The sequence below is a fragment of the Streptomyces sp. G5(2025) genome, assembly GCF_049542075.1.
Taxonomy (GTDB): Bacteria; Actinomycetota; Actinomycetes; order Streptomycetales; family Streptomycetaceae; genus Streptomyces.
The window spans coordinates 5,087,380-5,105,112 of record NZ_JBMUZT010000006.1 but is presented as its reverse complement, the minus strand read 5'-3'; the positions used below and the strand labels follow the sequence as shown (position 1 = coordinate 5,105,112).

The window sequence follows — 17,733 nt, the reverse complement described above, 5'->3', positions numbered from 1 at the left end:
GGAGGCCCCCTTGCCCACTACAGAGACAACAGACACAACAGACACAACAGCTGACGGCCCTGCCGACATCCGCATCGAGAAGGGCGAGGTCACCGACGACGAACTGGCCGCCGTCACGGTACTGCTGCTCTCGCGTACCGCGCCCCCGCCCACGACGACCACCAACGCCCCGGCCCCGACGACGGCCTGGCGCCGCGACGACTTCCACCCCCCGCACAGCTGGCAGGGCTGAGCCGAGGCGAACGCGGAGCGACGCGCCCCCTGGGGGCGCGTCGCTCCGGCGTCACCCGGCGATGGTGAGCTGCATCAAAGCCTTGGCGGTGTGCATGCGGTTCTCCGACTGGTCGAAGACCCGGCTGCGCTCCCCTTCGAAGACGTCGTCATCCACTTCACGGATGTCGGGGTTCTCGATCGCGGTCTCCGTGTCGAGGAGGTGGAAGGCCGGCAGGCAGTGCAGGTAGATGCTGTCCTCGCGGCCGGTGAGGGCCATGAGGTCGCTCGTCACCTTCAGGTGGCGCAGCAGTTCGATGCGCTCCTGCATCCGGTCCTCCTCGCCCATGGAGACCCACACGTCGCCGTAGACGCAGGCGGAGCCGCGCAGCGCCTCCTCGGGCGAGTCCGTGACCAGCACCCGGGCCTTGTCCGACTCACGCCCGTCGAGCAGTTCCTTGATCACCTCGGGGGCGGGCTGGAGCTGCGCGGGGGCGAGGATACGCAGGTCGAGGCCGAGCTTGGCGGCGGCGATGGCGAGGGTGACGGCCATGTTGTTGCGCCCGTCACCGACGTACGTCAGCGGCAGGCCTTCCAGGTCGCCGAAGTTCTCCCGGAGGGTGAGGAGGTCGGCGAGGACCTGGGTGGGGTGGTAGCTGTCGCACAGACCGTTCCACACGGGGACACCGGCGTACTGGGCGAACTCGGCGACCGTGGCGTGCTCATAGCCGCGGAACATGATGCCGTCGAAGACGCGGCCGAAGACACGCGCGATGTCCCGCACGGACTCCTTGATGCCGAAGCGGATGTCGTCGCGGTTGAAGATCTCCGGGTGCGCGCCGGACTGCGTCGAGGCGACGACGAAGGAGACACGCGTACGGGTGGAGGGCTTCAGGAAGATCAGGGCGATGTTCTTGCCGGCCAGAGCGGGCACGTCCTGCCCCAGAGCCGTGCGCTCCTTGAGATCGGCCGCCTTGTCGAGGAGCTCCCGGATCTCGTCGCCGCTGAGCTCGCGCAGGGACAGCAGGCTGCGCCCCTTGAGGCTCGAAATCGTCACGGCACTACCTCCGAAGTCTGACCAGCGTCGACGATCACTGGGATCACTGGATCGATAAACATGCAGACTATTACATTAACATGCAGCCATCTGGGGTCAACCGCGTCGGTGGAGGTCGCCCGGAAACGTAGGGCGCCGCCCAGGCCGACCATGGCAGGCAGGCGAATTCCTCGGGCGCCCGTTTCTCTCCGGACCTCTTCCCGGAACATGCGATGGCCGATCTGCTCTTCGTCGTCGCCATGGTCGCGGTGTTCGCGCTCATGGGCTTGAGCGGCGGCCACGACCAGCCCGACGATGTTCTCGGCAGCTGCTGGGCCGGTGATGAGCACAGCTGATCGAGATCGCCCGGATCGGCAAGCAACTCCTCATACCCGGGACGCCCCTGCCGACCCTCTCGATCACCAACGACGTCGCCTCATCGTGGCTCTCATCCCGCTCGCCCTGCGCGGCGTCCGCTGCGCCCCGGCCTCGGCGCCCGACCTCCTGCGCCGCAACCTCACGCTGTACGGGCTCGGCGGCCTGGTTCTGCCGTTCGCCGGCATCGAGTTGATCGACCTGGCCGTCTCCACCGTGGACCCGGCCTCGGCCGAGAACCCGGCAGGAGCACATCAGAGGACGGTCAGGAAAGGCCCGTCGGCCTTGTTCCGGACGACAGCCGCGGGTTCGATGAGAGGCATGAACAGCGCGTGGCTTCTGTTGGACCGGCCGCCTCATCAGGCGCCGCCGTGTCGCATGCCCCGCTGCCCGGGCGTGTCCGCCATGCGCTGACGCCGACCCGTTTCGTCTGCTCCGGGCGCCGTGACCGTACCCGGTCCGGCGCCCCTTCTTTCACGTACGGGTACCACTCACTCGAACCCTGGACCAACCATGTCTTCTTCCCTGTCCGGACGCACCGTTCTCGTCACCGGAGCCACGTCCGGCATCGGCCATCAGACGGCGCGGCTGCTCGCCGAACGCGGCGCCACGGTTCTCGTGCACGGCCGCACCATCGAGGAGGCGCACGTTGCCGTCGACCGGCTCGTGACCCTCCCGGGCGTGCGGGCAGACCGCCTGTGCGCGTACGGCGCCGACTTCGCCCGCCTGAAGGAAGTCGAACAGCTCGCCCACCACGTGGCCGCGGCCCATCCCCACATGGATGTCCTCGTCAACAACGCCGGCATGGCCGCTCCCGAGCGTCACACGGTCACCGCCGACGGCAACGAGATCGCCTTCCAGGTCAACTTCCTCGCGCACTACCTCCTCACGCATCTGCTGGAGCAGGCACTGACGAGCGACCCGGGCGGGCGGGTCATCAACGTATCCTCCGCGCTGCACCGCACCGGGTCCATCCAGTGGAACGACCCCAACCGGACCCGCCGCTACTCCCGACTCGCCGCCTACGCCCAGTCGCAGCTCGCCCTCACCGTGTTCGCCGCCGACCCCCGGGTGACCGCCGTCTCCGTCCACCCCGGCATCTGCGCAACCAGCCTTCTGCCGCTCTACGCACACGAGGGCACCTCCCCCGCCGAGGGCGCCGCCCACGTCGTACGGCTCTGCGACCCGGCGACCGAGATCGTCAACGGCGCCTACTACGACCGCGACCAGCGCGTCTCACCCGCCACTGCCGCCACCGAGACCCGCACCGTCAAGCGCCTCACCAAACTCGCCGACCTCCTCGTCGGCCACACCGCCTGAAGGAACGGGACAGCTCAAAGGGCCTGACTCCGAAGAGTCAGACCCTTATGAACTGCATGTTTGCCAGATCAGCGAAGTGGCGCCAAGTCACCGGTCAGACATTGAAGCGGAACTCCACCACATCCCCGTCCTGCATCACATAATCCTTGCCCTCCATGCGCGCCTTGCCCGCCGCCCGGGCCTCCGCCACCGACCCCGTCTCGACCAGGTCCGCGAAAGAGATGACCTCGGCCTTGATGAAGCCCTTCTGGAAGTCCGTGTGGATGACGCCCGCCGCCTCGGGGGCCGTCGCGCCCTTCTTGATCGTCCAGGCGCGGGACTCCTTGGGGCCCGCCGTGAGGTAGGTCTGGAGGCCCAGCGTGCGGAAGCCGACGTGGGCGAGGGTGGCGAGGCCCGGCTCCTCCTGGCCCACCGACTGGAGGAGCTCCAGCGCCTCCTCGTCGTCCAGCTCGGCGAGGTCCGCCTCCAGCTTGGCGTTGAGGAAGATCGCCTCCGCGGGGGCGACCAGCGCGCGCTGCTCGGCCTTGAAGTCGTCGTCCGTCAGCTCGTCCTCGTCGACGTTGAAGACGTAGAGGAAGGGCTTGGTGGTGAGGAGGTGCAGGTCGTGGAGGAGCTCTTCGTTGCCCGAGCCCTGGACGATGCCCTGCGAGAAGAGCGTGTCACCGCGCTCCAGGATCTCCTTGGCCTCCTCGACCGCCTTCACCTTCGGCGCGATGTCCTTCTTGATGCGCGACTCCTTCTGGAGGCGCGGCAGGACCTTCTCGATGGTCTGGAGGTCGGCGAGGATCAGCTCGGTGTTGATCGTCTCGATGTCGTCCTTGGGCGAGACCTTGCCGTCGACGTGGACGACGTTCTCGTCCTTGAAGGCCCGGATGACCTGGCAGATCGCGTCCGACTCGCGGATGTTCGCGAGGAACTTGTTGCCGAGGCCCTCGCCCTCGCTCGCGCCGCGCACGATGCCCGCGATGTCGACGAAGTCGACCGTCGCCGGGAGGACCTTCTGCGAGGAGAAGACCTCCGCGAGCTTCGTCAGGCGGGGGTCGGGGACGCCGACCACGCCGACGTTCGGCTCGATCGTGGCGAACGGGTAGTTGGCCGCCAGCACGTCGTTCTTGGTCAGGGCGTTGAACAGGGTCGACTTGCCGACATTGGGCAGACCGACGATTCCGATCGTGAGCGACACGTTGCGACTTCCCGTACGTCAGGGCTGGGTGGGGCGGCCCTTCGTACCCGCGCTTGGTGCGTGCGCTTCGTACGTGGGCCGATCCACCAGTCTACGGCGTACCGCCGACTGCCCCTCCGGACGGCCGCCCGCCCGGCCCTCCCCCTGTCGAACGCATGGCCAAGGTCACCCAAAGGGCGTGTCCCGTGGCGGCTTCCGCGCGGCGGCCGACCTAGGTTGGTCCAGTGGAGCAACACAGGACGCGTCCCCCTCAGTCCGAACCGAAGGCCGACCCGAAGGCCGCCGCGGCGGCCCGGCCCCGCCGGACCGCGCCGCTGCCCCCGCAGGGCAGAACCGCCGAGCCCGGCACGGTGTACCGGGCCGCGGCTCGTCCGCGCCGTCCCGTCCCGCCGTTCGTACGGGCGCTGCGCCGCTCCCCGCTCTACCGCCAGCTGCGGCGGATGCCGAACCCGCGCCTGACGGGGCTCGGCAGCGGCCTGTTCTGCGCGGCCACGATGTTCGTCCTCGCCTGTCTGCTGCGGCTGCTGTTCGACAGTCCCCTCGTCGCGTACGGCGTGCTGTTTTTGCCCGTGGCCGCGCTCACCGCGCTGTGGGTGCGCCCGGCGGACCTGGTCAGCGCGCCGGTCGCCGTGCCGATCGCCTTCGCCGCCGGGATCATCCCGATCGCGGGGGGCTCCGGCGGGTTCGGCGGCCAGTTCATGGGGCTCGTGACCGCGCTGGCGCTGCACGCCGGATGGCTCTACGGGGGCACGCTCGTCGCCGGGCTCATCGTGACCGGGCGCAAGATCCGGCTGATGACCGAGCGCCGTAAAACCCCGCGGCCGGCGCCCCGGCGACCCGACGGCAAGCGCGTACCCGCCGCCTGACCGCCCGGCCCGCCGGGACCGCCAAGACCGGCGGAACCCCACCTGACCGCCCGAACCGCCCGACCTCACCTGACCGCCTGGCCCGCCGCCTGACCGCCGGCGCCCGGAACTCACGCGACCGCCCAGACCACCACCTGACCGCCGGCGCCCGGAACTCACGTGACCGCCCAGACCACCACCTGACCGCCGGTAGCCCGCCCGACCGCGCGGACCACCGCCTGACAGCCCGAACCGCCGGGACCCCAGCATGCCCGCCAGGAACCCACCCTGCCCGCCGGGAACCCACCCTGCCCGCCGGACCCCACCTTGCCCTCGGGGACCCGACCGGACCACCCATGACACCGCCGGAACCGCCACCTGACCGCCCGGCGCCGCCCAACCTCCCGGCCGCCCGACCACCCGGCCGCCTCCCGCGACCATGCCGTGAAGGCCTACGCCTCGCCCGCCGCCGCCATCGCCGCCCCCACGATCCCCGCGTTGTTCTGCAACTGCGCCGGGACGATCTCCGCCTCGATGCCCTCGATCAGCGGCAGGAACTTGTGCGCCTTGCGGCTCACGCCGCCGCCGATGATGAACAGCTCCGGCGAGAACAGCATCTCCACATGCGCGAGGTACTTCTGGACGCGCCGCGCCCAGTGCTCCCAGCTCAGGTCCTCGTCCTCGCGCGCCTTGGAGGAGGCCTTCTTCTCCGCGTCGTGGCCGTTCAGCTCAAGGTGGCCCAGCTCGGTGTTGGGCACCAGGCGGCCGCCGGTGAACAGGGCGCTGCCGATGCCCGTGCCGAGGGTGAGCATCAGGACCGTGCCTGTGCGCCCCTTGCCCGCGCCGAAGTGCATCTCCGCGACACCCGCCGCGTCCGCGTCGTTCAGTACGGTCACGGAGGCGCCGCCGAGCCGGTCGGAGACCAGCCCCCGGATGTCCGTACCGATCCAGCTCTTGTCGACGTTGGCGGCCGTACGCGCCGTGCCGCCGGTGATCACGCCGGGGAACGTGGCCCCTACGGGCCCCGTCCAGCCGAAGTGCTCCACCACCTCGCGCACGCCCTCGACCACCGCGTCCGGCGTCGCCGGATGCGGGGTCAGTACCTTGTGCCGCTCTTGCGCCAGGTCTCCGCGGTCCAGGTCTACGGGCGCGCCCTTGATCCCGGATCCGCCGATGTCCACACCGAAGATCTGCATGGCCCCACCGTACGACCCACTCAGCGCTGTAACAGCCGGGTCGACACGATCAGCGCTGTGACAGCCGGGCCGACACGATCAGCGCTGTGACAGCCGGGCCGACACGATCAGCGCTGTGACAGCTCCGCCGCCTCCGCGCGCAGGTCCCTGCGCAGTTCCTTGGGCAGCGAGAAGGTGATCGACTCCTCGGCGGTCTTCACCGTCTCCACGTCTGCGTAACCCCGCTCGGCCAGCCACTCGATGACGCCGTCGACCAGGACGTCCGGCACGGAGGCGCCCGAGGTCAGGCCGACCGTGGTCACGCCCTCCAGCCAGGCCTCGTCGATCTCGTCGGCGTTGTCCACCAGGTGGGAGGCGGGGGCGCCGGCGTCGAGGGCGACCTCGACCATGCGGATCGAGTTGGAGGAGTTCTTGGAGCCGACGACGATGACGAGCTCGGCGTCCTCCGCGAGCTTCTTGACCGCGATCTGGCGGTTCTGCGTGGCGTAGCAGATGTCGTCGCTGGGCGGCGAGAGGAGGTTCGGGAACTTGTTCTTCAGGGCGTCGACCGTCTCCATCGTCTCGTCGACGGAGAGCGTGGTCTGGGAGAGCCAGACGACCTTGTCGGGGTCGCGGACCTCGACGTTCGCGACGTCCTCGGGGCCGTCGACGAGCGTGATGTGGTCGGGCGCCTCACCGGAGGTGCCGATGACTTCCTCGTGGCCCTCGTGGCCGATCAGGAGGATGTCGAAGTCCTCCTTGGCGAACCGGACCGCTTCCTTGTGGACCTTGGTGACCAGCGGGCACGTCGCGTCGATCGTCGCGAGCTTGCGCTCGGCGGCCTCCGCGTGGACGGTCGGGGCCACGCCGTGCGCGGAGAACATGACGATGGAGCCCTCGGGGACCTCCGCCGTCTCGTCGACGAAGATGGCGCCCTTCTTCTCCAGCGTCTGCACCACGTACTTGTTGTGGACGATCTCGTGGCGTACGTAGATGGGGGCCCCGTACTGCTCCAGGGCCTTCTCGACGGCGATCACGGCACGGTCCACGCCCGCGCAGTAGCCACGGGGAGCGGCGAGCAGGACACGGCGGGAGCCAGGCGTTGCAGTCATGCCCACCATCGTAAGGCCGCGCCCAGCGCGTCAAAGATCGCCCGGTTGGGGAGACTGGAGGCTGCGTTGATCTCCTGCGTTGATCTACGGAGGCACGATGTCCGGTCAGTCCGGTCAGTCCGGTCCTCCCGGTCGGTCCGCCGGCCCGGGAGCCCACTCCGCCGGCCCCGAGCCCGAGCCCGGGTCCAAGGCCGCCGAGGGCACAGGGCTGCGGCGCAGTCTCGGCTTCCGGGACCTCGTCGTCTACGGCCTGCTCTTCATCGCCCCGATGGCGCCGGTCGGTGTCTTCGGGACGCTCGACGCGAAGTCGCACGGCGCCGTCGCCCTCGTCTATCTGATCGCCACCATCGCGATGGCGTTCACCGCTTTCAGCTACGCCCAGATGGTGCGGGTGGTCCCCCAGGCGGGGTCGGTCTTCGCGTACGCGCGCGTGGGGCTCGGCAAGGGCCCCGGGTTCATCGCCGGGTGGATGGCGATGCTGGACTATCTGCTCATCCCGGCGGTCGCCTATCTGTTCTCCGGGATCGCGATGAACTCGCTGGTCCCCTCGGTGTCGCGGTGGGTGTGGACGGCGCTGGCGGTGCTCATCACGACCGCCCTCAACCTGTGGGGCGTGCGGACTGCGGCGCGGGTCGGCTTCGCGGTGCTCGCCATGGAGATCGCGGTGCTCGTCGTCTTCGTCGTCGCGGCCGTGGTCGTCCTGGTCCAGGACGGGGCCCAGCGGGACTGGCTCTCGCCGCTCACGGGTGACGGCTCGCAGGGCGCGTTCGCGCTCTCGGCGGTGGTGGGCGCGGTGTCGATCGCCGTCCTGTCGTACCTGGGCTTCGACGCGATCGCCTCCTTCGCGGAGGAGGTCACGGGCGGCTCGGCGAAGGTCGCGCGGGCGGTGCTGTTCTGTCTGGCGCTCGCGGGCGTGCTGTTCATCGCGCAGACGTATCTGGTGGCGCTCCTGGAGCCGGTGTCGTCGGCTGAACTGGCCGCCGAGCCCGGCAAGCAGGGGACCGCTTTCTACGATGCCGTGAACTCGGCCGCGGGGGCGTGGCTGCACGACCTGGTGGCCGCCAGCAAGGCGATCGGCGCGGCGTTCGCGGCGCTGGCGGGGCAGGCCGCGGCGGGGCGGCTGCTGTTCGCGATGGCGCGGGAGCGGCGGCTGCCGAAGGCCCTGTCCCGGACGGACTCCGGTACGCCGCGGATCGCGCTGCTGTGCGCGGCCGTGGTGACGCTGGTCGCGGCGGTCTGGGCGGCGCGGCGTGACGACGGCATGGACCACCTGGTCTCGGTGGTGGACATCGGGGCGCTCACCGCGTTCCTGCTGCTGCACGCGAGTGTGGTGGGGTGGTTCGCGGTGCGGCACCGGGAGGACGGGTTCAGCTGGTGGCGGCATCTGCTGGTGCCGGTGCTGGGGGCGGTGATCGTGGTGGCCGTCATCTGGGAGGCGTCGGGGTCGGCGCAGGTGGTGGGGGCGGTGTGGCTGGCGGTCGGGTTCGTGGTGCTGGGCGTCCAGCGGGCGCGGCGGGGGGTGGACCAGGCCGCCGCTTCACGGTGAGGGCTCCCGCGGTCGCCCCGCGGCGAATCGGCCTCGCGCGAGCGTCACCCGGGCTGTCACACCCTCCCGCTACGCTCGCCGCATGGCTCTCAACACGTCCGCGGACGCCCCGCTCCCCGTGGGGCAGGTGTCGCGGCTCATCGGCGGCTGGATCGACCGCCTCGGTGCCGTGTGGGTGGAGGGGCAGATCACCCAGCTGTCCCGCAGACCCGGCGCCGGCGTCGTCTTCATGACGCTGCGCGACCCGTCGCACGACATCTCGGTGAGCGTCACGTGCTACCGCCAGGTGTTCGACGCCGTGGCGGACGTCGTCTCGGAGGGCGCCCGCGTCGTCGTCCACGCCAAGCCGGAGTGGTACGCGCCGCGGGGGCAGCTGTCCCTGCGGGCCGCCGAGATAAGGCCGGTCGGCGTCGGTGAGCTGCTGGCGCGGATCGAGCAGCTGAAGAAGAGCCTCGCCGGGGAGGGCCTCTTCGCCCCGGAGCGCAAGAAGGCGCTGCCCTTCCTGCCGCAGCTCATCGGCCTCGTCACCGGCCGCGCGTCGGCCGCCGAGCGCGACGTCCTGGAGAATGCCCGGCACCGCTGGCCCGCCGTCCGCTTCGAGGTGCGCACCGTCCCCGTCCAGGGGGTGCACGCGGTGCCGCAGGTCGTCCAGGCCGTCAAGGACCTGGACGCGCTCGACGGCGTCGACGTGATCATCGTGGCGCGGGGCGGCGGCAGCGTGGAGGACCTGCTGCCGTTCTCGGACGAGCAGCTCATCAGGGCGGTCGCCGCGTGCCGTACGCCGGTGGTCTCCGCGATCGGGCACGAGCCGGACAGCCCGCTGCTCGACCTCGTGGCCGACCTGCGGGCCTCCACGCCCACGGACGCCGCCAAGAAGGTCGTACCGGACGTCGGCGAGGAGTACGAGCGCGTGCGCTGGCTGCGCGACCGTGCCCGGCGGTGTGTGGACGCCTATCTGGACCGCGAGGACCGCGGCCTCGCGCATGCCTTGGGCCGGCCCTCCATGGAGCATCCGCACCGCATGGTCGAGGAGCGCGAGGAGCAGGTGGCGGCGCTCACCGACCGCGCCCGCCGCACGGTCGGGCATCTGCTGGACCGGGCCGCCTCGGAGCTGACCCACACGCACGCGCGCGTGGTGGCCCTCTCCCCCGCGGCGACCCTCCAGCGGGGGTACGCGGTGCTGCAGAAGACGGACGGCGCGGTCGTCCGGGCCCCGGCGGACGCGAGCGCCGGTGACGAGCTGCGGGCGCGGGTGGCCGAGGGCGAATTCACCGTACGAGTCGACACTTAGGGTGGGCGCATGACCAGCAAGACGGACGAAGCGGACGTGGCGGGCGAGGCCACGGGCTCGGGCTCGGGCTCGGCGGACACGCTCGGCTACGAGCAGGCGCGGGACGAGCTGATCGAGGTCGTACGCCGCCTCGAAACCGGCGGCACGACGCTGGAGGAGTCGCTCGCCCTGTGGGAGCGGGGCGAGGAGCTGGCGAAGGTGTGCCGCCGCTGGCTGGACGGCGCGCGCGCCCGCCTGGACGCCGCCCTCGCGGGCGAGAGCGCCGGGGACGACGCCTACGCCGCCTCCGACAGTGCGGCGACGGAGACAGCGGACACGGCGGGCACAGCGCGCACAGCAGGCACAGCGGACTGAACAGGCGAAAACCTGTGAAGCGGATCACGGCACACCGACTTTGGTTGAATCTTAAACGTAACGTGTCGTAGAGTCGGACGTGCCAGCTGATCCACAGCACGTTTCGAGAAGGTTGATCCATGTCTCTCGCTCTTGACCCCGCCGCCCAGGACCTGCTCTTCCGCGAGGCCCGCACCGCGAACACCTTCACCGACGAGCCGGTCACCGAGGAGCAGGTCCAGGCGATCTACGACCTGATCAAGTTCGGCCCGACCGCCTTCAACCAGTCGCCGCTGCGCGTCACCCTGGTCCGCTCCCCCGAGGCCCGCGAGCGCCTGGTCCAGCACATGGCCGAGGGCAACCGCCCGAAGACCGCGACCGCGCCGCTGGTCGCGATCCTCTCCGCCGACAACGAGTTCCACGAGGAGCTCCCGGCGTTGTTCCCGCACTTCCCGCAGGCCAAGGACATGTTCTTCGCCGAGCGTCCGGCCCGTGAGCAGGCCGCGCTGGTGAACGCCACGCTCCAGGCCGGTTACTTCATCGTGGGCGTGCGCGCCGCCGGCCTCGCCGCGGGCCCGATGACCGGCTTCGACTTCGCGGGCGTCCAGAAGGAGTTCCTGGACGACGACCACACCCCGCTGATGATCGTCAACATCGGCAGGCCGGGCGAGGACGCCTGGTTCCCGCGCTCCCCGCGTCTGGCCTACGAGGACGTCGTCACCACCGTTTGAGCGACGGCGCACACGCCGACAGCAGCTGCGCGAAGGGCCCCCGGCACACCGCCGGGGGCCCTTTCGCGTACGCACGTCAGGGCGTCGCCGTCCTGCGCGAGCACACCCCGCTCACGACGTCTTCAGCGCCTCGACCATCTTCGTCAGCTGCCCGAACGAGGCCGTGCCCGCGACAACGGTCGTGGCGCCCTTCTCGGTGCTCACCAGGGCGTCGTACGTCGACCCCTCGTACCGCCGCCAGTCCCGGCCGCCGATCTTCTCCACGGTGTCGGTCTTGGCCGCTTCCCGGGTGGCGTCGTCGATGAACCGGGCCGGCTTCTCGGTGGACTGCTTGATCGCCACGTACTCGCCGTCCGGGTCGAGGAAGCCCAGATGCCAGTTGTCGTGAGCGGCGCCGTTGAACCGCACGGACGTCGGCTTCCACTCCCTGGACAGGCCCTCGGGCGCCGCAACGGGGTACGCCGCGGCCCGCCGGGCCGTCAGGAGCTCCACGCGGTAGTCCACCCGCTTGACGGGGGTCTTGGACTCGTCATGCGGGATGAAGAGATAGATGACGCCCGCGACCAGGGCGATCACCACCAACGACCACAGCATGTTCTTGACGGTCTGGTTGCCTTGTCTGCCTGCCACGCCCTCATGGTCTCAGGCGCCCGCTCCGCTCATGCGTGGGGTCCACTGCTCATTTTGTCGGCCTACGGATAGAGTCGTGCGCAATCCCTCATCCGGCCGTCGTCGTATCAGCAGAAAGGTGCGCTCCGATGACCGAGCATCATCTCCCGTCCGAGCTCGAAGTCTCTCCCGAGGCTCCCGACCGCAATCTCGCCCTGGAGCTCGTCCGGGTCACCGAGGCGGCCGCCATGGCCGCGGGCCGCTGGGTCGGCCGCGGCGACAAGAACGGCGCGGACGGCGCCGCGGTCAGGGCCATGCGGACCCTCGTCCACACCGTCTCGATGAACGGCGTCGTCGTCATCGGCGAGGGCGAGAAGGACGAAGCCCCGATGCTCTTCAACGGCGAGCGCATCGGCGACGGCACCGGCGCCGAGGTCGACATCGCGGTCGACCCGATCGACGGCACCACGTTGACAGCCAAGGGCATGCCGAACGCGATCGCGGTGCTGGCCGCCGCCGACCGCGGCGCGATGTTCGACCCGTCCGCCGTCTTCTACATGGACAAGCTGGTCACCGGCCCCGAGGCCGCGGACTACGTGGACATCAACGCGCCCGCGTCGGTCAACATCCGCCGCGTCGCCAAGGCCAAGAACTCCTCGCCCGAGGACGTCACGGTCATGATCCTGGACCGCCCCCGGCACGAGGGCATCGTCAAGGAGATCCGCGAGACCGGCGCCCGCATCAAGTTCATCTCCGACGGGGACGTGGCGGGCTCGGTCATGGCCGTGCGCGAGGGCACCGGCGTCGACCTGCTGATGGGCATCGGCGGCACCCCCGAGGGCATCATCTCGGCCTGCGCGATCAAGTGCCTGGGCGGCGTGATCCAGGGCAAGCTGTGGCCCAAGGACGACGCCGAGCGTCAGCGCGCCCTCGACGCGGGCCACGACCTGGACCGCACACTCTCCACGGACGACCTGGTCAAGGGCGACAACGTCTTCTTCGTCGCGACCGGCATCACCGACGGCGAGCTGCTCCAGGGCGTGCGCTACCGCGCGGCGACCGCCTCGACGTCGTCACTGGTCATGCGCTCCAAGTCGGGCACCATCCGCAAGATCGACTCCGACCACCGCCTGTCGAAGCTGCGCGCCTACAGCGCGATCGACTTCGACCGCGCGAAGTAGGAGCGCGCCGACCAGGACGGTTCGTACGAGTAAGGGGGCGTCCCGTGCGGGGGACGCCCCCTTACTCGTACACCCGCATCCGAGACCTATCCCGCGGCGGCGATTCCCGCCGCGTGCGCCGCCTTCTGGAGCTCCAGGTCGCGCCTGCGGCGGCGGGCCAGGACCACGCGGCGCTCGGCGGCGGTGAGACCGCCCCACACGCCGTACGGCTCGGGCTGGAGCAGGGCGTGCTCGCGGCATTCGACCATCACGGGGCAGCGGGCGCAGACACGCTTGGCCGCCTCCTCGCGCGAGAGCCTGGCCGCGGTCGGCTCCTTGGACGGGGCGAAGAACAGTCCTGCCTCGTCGCGGCGGCACACGGCCTCCGTGTGCCATGGGGCGTCATCGGTACGGTCCCGCACCTGCCGCTGGGCCGGAACAGCGGCGACCTGCAGGGACTGACGCGACGGTTGCTGCACGGTCTACTCCTGACGACGGCTTCGCGAGCGAGAGACGATGGAGCAGCTCTACCCGCTGTGTCCGCGCCTATGCACTGAGTTCCGACGCACGGCCGTTCACGCGCGCCCCTCGCGGCGCGGACCGTCAGCGCCCGAGGTGTCCGCGGAGCCGTCGGTGCAGGTCGCGGACGAGTTTGCCGCGCTTCGGCCGCGCCTCGACGGTGCCGAAGATCGCCGCGCCGTCCACGAAGACGACCGGGGCGTCCTGCTCAGCGGAGTCGAGCGTGTCCACCTCGAAGCTGCCGAGTACGCCGGCGCCGCTGCCGCGCAACGAGACGTTCTCCGGGACGCGGATCTCGACCGAACCGAAGACCGCGACCGCTTTGATGACCACCTGGCGCTGCTCGAAGATCGCCTCGCTCAGGTCGATCTCGACGCTGCCGAAGATCGCGTACGCATGGGTGCGGCGGCCCACGCGCCAGCGGCCCTTGCGGACGGAGCCGCTGAGGACCGCGACCAGGTTCTCGTCGGCGACCGGGGGCACCGCGCCGGGTGAGGGCCTGCCGGGCGCGGGCGCCGGCGCGGACCCGGACGAGGGGCCGCCGGTCCGGCTGTGGGCCGCGGGGAGGTCCGCGATCAGCGGCTCCAGCTCACCCAGAGTCTTGGCGCGGTACACCCCCTCGATGCGGTCCGCGTGTTCCTCGGCGGTGAGGCGGCCCTCGGCCATGGCCTCGCGGAGGATGTCCGCCGTGCGGTCCCGGTCGGCGTCGGAGGCACGGAGCGACCCCGACTCCTCGGTTGTGGCGGGAGCGGTCTGCGGGAGGCGCTTTTCGAGGTCCACATCAGAAGCGTACCCAAACGCGATAGATCGCGACTACCCCCTGTGGACAACCGGCGTGGCGGCCCGGAGCCCAGTGAGCCTTACCTCACAGACTCGGCCCGCCGAGCGCGTTCTACGCTGGTTGGCGCGTCGCCAATGGAGGCAACGCCGCTGTCTGCCGAGTGAGGAATGGCCGCAATGTCTGTTAGCCCCCGCCCACCCATCCCGGCGTTCGAGTACTCCGAACTGCTCCCCCTGGGAGAGGACACCACCCCGTACCGGCTGGTGACCTCCGAGGGCGTCTCCACCTTCGAGGCCGACGGGCGGACGTTCCTCAAGGTCGAGCCCGAGGCGCTGCGCACGCTCGCCGCCGAGGCGATCCACGACATCCAGCACTACCTGCGCCCCGCGCACCTGGCGCAGCTGCGGCGCATCATCGACGACCCAGAGGCGTCGTCCAACGACAAGTTCGTGGCGCTGGACCTGCTGAAGAACGCGAACATCGCGGCGGCCGGCGTGCTCCCCATGTGCCAGGACACCGGCACCGCGATCGTCATGGGCAAGCGCGGGCAGAACGTCCTCACCGAAGGTGAGGACGAGAAGGCGCTCTCCCAGGGCATCTTCGACGCGTACACGAAGTTGAACCTGCGCTACTCGCAGATGGCCCCGCTGACCATGTGGGAGGAGAAGAACACCGGCTCCAACCTCCCGGCGCAGATCGAGCTGTACGCGACCGACGGCGGCGCCTACAAGTTCCTCTTCATGGCCAAGGGCGGCGGCTCCGCCAACAAGTCGTTCCTCTACCAGGAGACGAAGGCCGTCCTGAACGAAGCCTCCATGATGAAATTCCTGGAGGAGAAGATCCGTTCGCTCGGGACGGCCGCCTGCCCGCCGTACCACCTGGCGATCGTGGTCGGCGGCACCAGCGCCGAGTTCGCCCTGAAGACCGCGAAGTACGCCTCGGCGCACTACCTGGACGAGCTGCCCGCAGAGGGTTCGCCGACCGGGCACGGGCTCAGGGACAAGGAGCTCGAAGAGAAGGTGTTCGAGCTGACGCAGAAGATCGGGATCGGCGCGCAGTTCGGCGGCAAGTACTTCTGCCACGACGTGCGCGTGGTGCGCCTGCCCCGGCACGGCGCCTCGCTGCCCGTCGCCATCGCCGTGTCCTGCTCGGCCGACCGCCAGGCGACCGCGAAGATCACCGCCGAGGGCGTCTTCCTGGAGCAGCTGGAGACCGACCCGGCGCGCTTCCTCCCGGACACGACGGACGAGCACCTCTCCGAAGAGGGTGACGTCGTGAAGATCGACCTCAACCAGCCGATGGACGCGATCCTCGCCGAGCTGACCAAGTACCCGGTCAAGACCCGCCTGTCGCTCACCGGCCCCCTGGTCGTCGCCCGCGACATCGCGCACGCCAAGATCAAGGAGCGGCTCGACGCGGGCGAGGAGATGCCGCAGTACCTGAAGGACCACCCGGTCTACTACGCCGGTCCCGCCAAGACCCCCGAGGGCTACGCCTCCGGTTCCTTCGGGCCGACCACAGCCGGGCGCATGGACTCCTACGTGGAGCAGTTCCAGGCCGCCGGCGGCTCCAAGGTGATGCTCGCCAAGGGCAACCGCAGCAAGCAGGTCACCGACGCGTGCGGCGCGCACGGCGGCTTCTACCTCGGCTCCATCGGCGGCCCGGCCGCGCGCCTCGCCCAGGACTGCATCAAGAAGGTCGAGGTCGTCGAGTACGAGGAACTCGGCATGGAGGCGGTCTGGAGGATCGAGGTCGAGGACTTCCCGGCCTTCATCGTCGTCGACGACAAGGGCAACGACTTCTTCCAGAACCCGGCCCCCGAGCCGACGTTCACGCACATCCCGGTGCGGGGCCCGGGCCTGGCGTGATCTTTTAGGGCGCGGGGAACTGCGCGACCGGCCACGACGCGCCCGCAGCGAAAGGACGCGCAGTTCCCCGCGGAGGCAGACGCCTAGACGAACCGCTGGTTCGCCGCTCCCGTGCACTTCTGGAGCCGCAACGGCTCCTTGGCCCCGGCCAGGGACAGGCAGAGCCCGTCCGCGGCAGCGGGCCGCACCGTCCCCGCCTCACGGACGAACTTCTGGTTGCCACCCCCGTGGCAGTTCCACAGGACGACGGCCGCGCCTTCCTTGTAGGCGCCGTCAGGCACGTCCAGGCACCGGTCCTGCGTCAGTCCGGTGTGCAGGGACCGCCGCGTGCCGTCGTACCACCAGCTCTGGTTGCGGTTGCCGGTGCAGTCCCAGCCCTGGACCTCGGTGGAGTTGCGGCTCTTCGAGGCGTCGACGTCCACGCACGTACCGGTGCCCTCGTTCTTCAGGGGCTTGTACGCGTCGTCCCAGGCGCCCTTGTACAGCTTCGGGCGGCCCGTGCTCGCCGGGTCGGCGCAACTGGCCTCGCGGTAGCCCGACTCGTGCAGCTGCGTCAGGCAGGACGCGAAGGCGGCGTGGCCGCGGGCGTTGGGGTGGAAGGACTGGCGTACGGAGTTGGAGTCCGGCGGGAAGGGGTTGGACACGTCCACGTAGAGGCCGCGCGCCCAGGTGTCCTCCATGCAGACCTCGTGGCCGTGGAAGAGGCGGGAGTTGTCGAGGTAGGTCGCGCCCGCGTCGCCGGCGGCCTTGCGCATGCCCTTCTCGAAGGTCGGCACCGCGTAGTTGCGGCCCCACTCGGTGTCGGAGTCGTAGCCGAGCCCGCCGCAGGCGAGCTTGCCGGGGAACTTGGGGTTGTCGCGGAAGTCGGGGCCGATCGGGCTCGGGTAGCCCATGGCGACGAGCTGGTAGTCGCCTTCCTGGTAGCCCGCGTCCTTCATGACGGTCTTCAGGTCGCGGATGGACTGCTCGACCTTGGGCACGAGCGCGTCCACGCGGGCCTGCCAGCCGTCGTGGTACTTGCCCGCGCAGGCGCCCTGGCTGAGCAGATAGCGCGTCACGCAGTCCGTCATCACCGGGGCGAACTGGAGGTCGTCGTTGGCGCCGATGACGAGCAGGATCGTCTTGATCCGCGTGTTGCGCGCCTTGACGGCGAGGTTGTCGCTCTGCACCAGTTCGTCGGCGTACTGCTTCTGGCCGCCGATCCTGATGTTGACCGTCTGGGCCCCGGAGCAGGCGACGTTGTACGTCACGTCGGCGGGGATGCCGGTGCGGTGGATCGCGGCGTCCGGCGAGCGGTGGCACCAGTTGTCGGGGCCGTCGGTGCCGGGTTCGTACGTGCCGACGCCCTCGCCGGAGATCTCGCTGTCGCCGAGTGAGATCAGGCCGGTCTTGCGCTCCGCCATCGGGCGTTCGGCAGGGCTGCCGTAGAGCTCGGTCGCCTCGGCCGCCCGGATCTTCTCCAGCTCCGGCGGCAAAGGAGCCGCCCCGGACACCCGAGGCCCGCCCCCGTCCGCCGCCTGGGCGGGTACGGCCGCCGCTGTGCCGAGTACGGCCGCCATCGCGACGGCCGCCGCGAACGGACCCCGCAGCCGCGTCCGTCGTCCGCTGCGTCTGATGCGCTTCATCGCGCCTCCCCGGA

At 70.3% G+C, this 17,733-nt stretch carries 18 protein-coding genes and 1 pseudogene; 11 read left to right on the top strand and 8 right to left on the bottom strand.

Going from position 1 to position 17,733, the window contains the following annotated elements; all coding sequences use genetic code 11:
- Nucleotides 1-10 precede the first annotated feature (10 nt).
- On the top strand, nucleotides 11-232 hold the full coding sequence (locus ACOBQB_RS34180) for an acyl-CoA carboxylase epsilon subunit (protein WP_423597359.1): 222 nt from the start codon (nucleotides 11-13) through the stop codon (nucleotides 230-232).
- A 51-nt stretch (nucleotides 233-283) separates the two neighbouring features.
- Here ACOBQB_RS34180 and argF read toward each other — a convergent pair whose 3' ends face one another.
- Nucleotides 284-1,267: an ornithine carbamoyltransferase gene (gene argF, locus ACOBQB_RS34175; protein ID WP_423597357.1), complete on the bottom strand. Its 984-nt coding sequence runs from the start codon at nucleotides 1,265-1,267 to the stop codon at nucleotides 284-286.
- A gap of 212 nt (nucleotides 1,268-1,479) precedes the next feature.
- Here argF and ACOBQB_RS34170 point away from each other — a divergent pair, with 212 nt between their 5' ends.
- The 3 genes and pseudogenes from ACOBQB_RS34170 (at nucleotide 1,480) to ACOBQB_RS34160 (ending at nucleotide 2,941) form a co-directional block, all read left to right on the top strand.
- Nucleotides 1,480-1,602, top strand: coding sequence for a hypothetical protein (locus ACOBQB_RS34170; protein WP_423597355.1), 123 nt, complete (start codon nucleotides 1,480-1,482; stop codon nucleotides 1,600-1,602).
- Nucleotides 1,596-1,854 (top strand): annotated as a pseudogene (locus ACOBQB_RS34165) (potassium-transporting ATPase subunit B); the annotation flags it as partial. The gene ACOBQB_RS34170 and the pseudogene ACOBQB_RS34165, both read left to right, overlap by 7 nt.
- A 280-nt stretch (nucleotides 1,855-2,134) precedes the next feature.
- Entirely contained in the window at nucleotides 2,135-2,941 is an 807-nt protein-coding gene (locus ACOBQB_RS34160) for an SDR family NAD(P)-dependent oxidoreductase (protein ID WP_423597353.1), read from the top strand.
- A 94-nt stretch (nucleotides 2,942-3,035) separates the two neighbouring features.
- Here ACOBQB_RS34160 and ychF read toward each other — a convergent pair whose 3' ends face one another.
- Nucleotides 3,036-4,124, bottom strand: coding sequence for a redox-regulated ATPase YchF (gene ychF / locus ACOBQB_RS34155; RefSeq protein WP_423597351.1), 1,089 nt, complete (start codon nucleotides 4,122-4,124; stop codon nucleotides 3,036-3,038).
- Between the two features lie 224 nt (nucleotides 4,125-4,348).
- Here ychF and ACOBQB_RS34150 point away from each other — a divergent pair, with 224 nt between their 5' ends.
- Nucleotides 4,349-4,990, top strand: coding sequence for a DUF6542 domain-containing protein (locus ACOBQB_RS34150; protein ID WP_423597349.1), 642 nt, complete (start codon nucleotides 4,349-4,351; stop codon nucleotides 4,988-4,990).
- A 431-nt stretch (nucleotides 4,991-5,421) separates the two neighbouring features.
- Here the strand turns inward: ACOBQB_RS34150 and ppgK are convergent, their stop codons facing one another.
- Entirely contained in the window at nucleotides 5,422-6,165 is a 744-nt protein-coding gene (gene ppgK / locus ACOBQB_RS34145) for a polyphosphate--glucose phosphotransferase (RefSeq protein ID WP_423597347.1), read from the bottom strand.
- Between the two features lie 107 nt (nucleotides 6,166-6,272).
- Entirely contained in the window at nucleotides 6,273-7,256 is a 984-nt protein-coding gene (locus ACOBQB_RS34140; protein ID WP_423597345.1) for a 4-hydroxy-3-methylbut-2-enyl diphosphate reductase, read from the bottom strand.
- A gap of 97 nt (nucleotides 7,257-7,353) precedes the next feature.
- Here ACOBQB_RS34140 and ACOBQB_RS34135 point away from each other — a divergent pair, with 97 nt between their 5' ends.
- The 4 genes from ACOBQB_RS34135 (at nucleotide 7,354) to ACOBQB_RS34120 (ending at nucleotide 11,157) form a co-directional block, all read left to right on the top strand.
- Nucleotides 7,354-8,802: an APC family permease gene (locus ACOBQB_RS34135; RefSeq protein WP_423597343.1), complete on the top strand. Its 1,449-nt coding sequence runs from the start codon at nucleotides 7,354-7,356 to the stop codon at nucleotides 8,800-8,802.
- Between the two features lie 82 nt (nucleotides 8,803-8,884).
- Nucleotides 8,885-10,093 (top strand): exodeoxyribonuclease VII large subunit, encoded by a 1,209-nt coding sequence (gene xseA, locus ACOBQB_RS34130; protein WP_423597341.1) that lies wholly within the window; start codon nucleotides 8,885-8,887, stop codon nucleotides 10,091-10,093.
- A gap of 9 nt (nucleotides 10,094-10,102) precedes the next feature.
- On the top strand, nucleotides 10,103-10,447 hold the full coding sequence (locus ACOBQB_RS34125) for an exodeoxyribonuclease VII small subunit (protein ID WP_423597339.1): 345 nt from the start codon (nucleotides 10,103-10,105) through the stop codon (nucleotides 10,445-10,447).
- Between the two features lie 119 nt (nucleotides 10,448-10,566).
- Nucleotides 10,567-11,157, top strand: a complete 591-nt coding sequence (locus ACOBQB_RS34120) for a malonic semialdehyde reductase (RefSeq protein WP_423597337.1) — start codon at nucleotides 10,567-10,569, stop codon at nucleotides 11,155-11,157.
- 111 nt (nucleotides 11,158-11,268) lie between these two features.
- On the opposite strand, the gene ACOBQB_RS34115 is transcribed toward ACOBQB_RS34120, so the two are convergent.
- Complete coding sequence (locus ACOBQB_RS34115) at nucleotides 11,269-11,787, bottom strand: DUF4245 domain-containing protein (RefSeq protein ID WP_423597335.1); 519 nt, start codon at nucleotides 11,785-11,787, stop codon at nucleotides 11,269-11,271.
- A 128-nt stretch (nucleotides 11,788-11,915) separates the two neighbouring features.
- Between ACOBQB_RS34115 and glpX the strand changes: the two genes are divergently transcribed.
- Entirely contained in the window at nucleotides 11,916-12,947 is a 1,032-nt protein-coding gene (glpX, locus tag ACOBQB_RS34110) for a class II fructose-bisphosphatase (RefSeq protein WP_127909988.1), read from the top strand.
- 86 nt (nucleotides 12,948-13,033) lie between these two features.
- On the opposite strand, the gene ACOBQB_RS34105 is transcribed toward glpX, so the two are convergent.
- Together ACOBQB_RS34105 and ACOBQB_RS34100 are read right to left on the bottom strand one after the other, a co-directional pair.
- Nucleotides 13,034-13,405 (bottom strand): WhiB family transcriptional regulator, encoded by a 372-nt coding sequence (locus tag ACOBQB_RS34105; protein ID WP_423597333.1) that lies wholly within the window; start codon nucleotides 13,403-13,405, stop codon nucleotides 13,034-13,036.
- 124 nt (nucleotides 13,406-13,529) lie between these two features.
- Entirely contained in the window at nucleotides 13,530-14,225 is a 696-nt protein-coding gene (locus ACOBQB_RS34100) for a DUF1707 SHOCT-like domain-containing protein (RefSeq protein ID WP_423597331.1), read from the bottom strand.
- Nucleotides 14,226-14,426: 201 nt separating this feature from the next.
- Here ACOBQB_RS34100 and ACOBQB_RS34095 point away from each other — a divergent pair, with 201 nt between their 5' ends.
- A complete protein-coding gene (locus ACOBQB_RS34095; protein ID WP_423598945.1) occupies nucleotides 14,427-16,094 on the top strand; it encodes a fumarate hydratase in 1,668 nt (555 codons plus the stop codon).
- Nucleotides 16,095-16,177: 83 nt separating this feature from the next.
- On the opposite strand, the gene ACOBQB_RS34090 is transcribed toward ACOBQB_RS34095, so the two are convergent.
- Nucleotides 16,178-17,719, bottom strand: a complete 1,542-nt coding sequence (locus ACOBQB_RS34090) for a ricin-type beta-trefoil lectin domain protein (protein WP_423597329.1) — start codon at nucleotides 17,717-17,719, stop codon at nucleotides 16,178-16,180.
- Between the last annotated feature and the right edge of the window lie 14 nt (nucleotides 17,720-17,733).